This window comes from Rhizobium freirei PRF 81, assembly GCF_000359745.1.
GTDB classification, from domain to species: Bacteria; Pseudomonadota; Alphaproteobacteria; order Rhizobiales; family Rhizobiaceae; genus Rhizobium; species Rhizobium freirei.
Window position 1 is genome coordinate 1 of sequence record NZ_AQHN01000071.1, and the last position, 2,141, is coordinate 2,141.

The 2,141-nt window shown below is 58.9% G+C and carries 3 protein-coding genes; 2 read left to right on the plus strand and 1 reads right to left on the minus strand.

Features of this window, described 5'->3' with window-relative positions; translation table 11 throughout:
- Both tnpB and tnpC read left to right on the plus strand, forming a co-directional pair.
- Nucleotides 1-144: IS66 family insertion sequence element accessory protein TnpB (gene tnpB, locus RHSP_RS33865; protein WP_167332660.1), on the plus strand; the 144-nt coding region annotated here is incomplete at its 5' end.
- A 68-nt stretch (nucleotides 145-212) separates the two neighbouring features.
- Nucleotides 213-1,871 (plus strand): IS66 family transposase, encoded by a 1,659-nt coding sequence (gene tnpC, locus RHSP_RS18865; protein WP_004129019.1) that lies wholly within the window; start codon nucleotides 213-215, stop codon nucleotides 1,869-1,871.
- Here tnpC and RHSP_RS18870 read toward each other — a convergent pair.
- Entirely contained in the window at nucleotides 1,852-2,085 is a 234-nt protein-coding gene (locus RHSP_RS18870; RefSeq protein WP_004129017.1) for a DUF6429 family protein, read from the minus strand. The genes tnpC and RHSP_RS18870 overlap by 20 nt on opposite strands.
- Nucleotides 2,086-2,141: the final 56 nt, after the last annotated feature.

Sequence of the window (2,141 nt, forward strand, 5' to 3'; positions counted from 1 at the left end):
AAACGGCTCGACCGAGGCCACTTTATTTGGCCGGCGACAGTGGACGGAGCCATTGCCCTTACAGCCGGGCAGATGTCCTACCTTCTTGAGGGAATAGACTGGCGAAATCCGCAACAGACATGGCGTCCGACGAGCGCCGGATAGGTGCATTTTGCGGCTCGAACCTTGAAGAAAAGCTATGCAAATCAGTGGCTTTGTGGTTTGATCCGGACATGGAAAACGGCCTGGAAAACCACTCCGATTATGCCGCTGCACTTGAAGCAGAGCTGGTCGTGGCGCGTGCGGAGCGCGCCGTTGCCTTAGCCGAACTTGCCGTCGCCAAAGCCAAGGAAGCGGACGATCAAGCCACCATTCTGCGTCAGAAGGTCCATATCGAAAAGCTGCAAAGGCAATTGCGTGGTCAGAAATCGGAGCGGACTGCCAGGCTGATCGCTCAAATGGAGCTGATGCTCGAGGATGCCGAGGCGGCGGCCACCGAGGATGAACTTGCCGCTGAAATGGCCATTGCTGCGGCCGCCCCCATTGCTGTCGCCGGCTTCACACGCAAACGCCCCGTTAAGAAGCCATTCCCCGATCACCTGCCGCGCGAGCGTGTCGTTGTGCCCGGTCCGGTCGCCTGCAGCTGCTGCGGTAGTGACCGGCTGCGCAAGCTGGGCGAAGATGTCACCGAGACGATGGAGAGCATTCCACGCTCCTGGAAAGTCATTCAGACGGTGCGCGAGAAGTTCACCTGCCGCGACTGCGAGAAGATCAGCCAGGCACCGGCCCCATTCCACGTCATTCCCAGAGGCTGGGCAGGTCCAAGCCTTCTGGCGATGATCCTCTACGACAAATTCGGCCAACACATTCCCCTTAATCGTCAGGTGGAACGATTTGCGCTTGAGGGCGTGTCAATCAGCCTGTCGACGGCAGCCGATGCTATCGGTTCTTGTTGCCATGCCCTTGATCCAATCCTGAGGCGGATCGAGGCTCACACCTTTGCAGCCGAGCGGATTCACGGCGACGATACCACGGTTCCGGTTCTCGCAGCCGGCAAGACCGATACTGCTCGGATCTGGACATATGTGCACGATGATGCCCCGTTCGGTGGCACGGCGCCGCCGTCGGCGATGTTCTATTATTCCCGCGACCGCAGCGGTGACCATCCGCAGGCGCATCTGGCCGGCTATTGCGGCATCCTGCAAGCAGATGCCTATGGCGGTTATACCAAGCTCTATCTTCCTGATCGCAGTCCAGGTCCGATCTATGAGGCAGCGTGCTGGGCGCACGCAAGGCGACCATTCTTCATCATGGCCGATCTCGAGGCCAATGCCCGGCGCAAGGCTCAGGGCAAACCCGCTGCCGTCATCTCACCAATCGCCATCGAGATGGTGCGCCGGATCGATGCGCTGTTCGAGATCGAACGTCAGATCAATGGCCAGACGGCCGATGAGCGCAAGGCGACGCGTCAGCAGCATAGCAAGCCACTGATCGCCAACATGGAGCGGTGGGTGCGCGAGCAACGTGCCAAGCTGTCTCGCGACAATGATCTGGCCAAAGCGTTCGACTACATGTTGAACCGCTGGGTATCGTTTACTCGTTTCCTCGACGATGGCCGGATCTGCCTGTCGAACAACGCGGCAGAGCGTTCGCTGCGCGGAATTGCATTGGGAAGAAAGGCTTGGCTATTCGCCGGCTCCGACCGTGGTGGTCAACGAGCTGCCGCCATGTACAGTTTGATCGTCACCGCAAAGATGAACCATGTCGATCCGCAGGCCTGGCTTGCCGATGTGCTTGCCCGTATCGCCGACCACCCGGCAAACAGGATCGACGAGTTGTTGCCGTGGGCTTGGAAGGCCGAAAAGGCGGCACCTATTGCGGCGGCCGCGTAAACAGTTCCCGAAACAGCTCCTCTGACCGTTGCAGGCCTTCATCCGTTAAGATCAACGACTTCGACTTGTTCACCGGATCGGCGATCAGCCCCTTCTTGAACAAACGATCCGTCGTCTCCCAGTCCAAACCCTTCCAGGCTCGATACCCGTCATGCAGCGTCAGCCACAACAGCGCCAGCACCGCATCGTCGATCTTGTCTTCGTCGATATCCATTGCGAGAGCTTATCACGTGCAAATACGAAATTAATGCGGTACTCGCCGAATGCGTA

What these genes read in the sequence shown, in the direction of transcription:
- tnpC (WP_004129019.1), top strand. Translation starts at nt 213, where the DNA reads ATGGAAAACGGCCTGGAAAACCACTCCGATTATGCCGCTGCACTTGAA.
- RHSP_RS18870 (WP_004129017.1), bottom strand. Translation starts at nt 2,085, where the DNA reads ATGGATATCGACGAAGACAAGATCGACGATGCGGTGCTGGCGCTGTTG.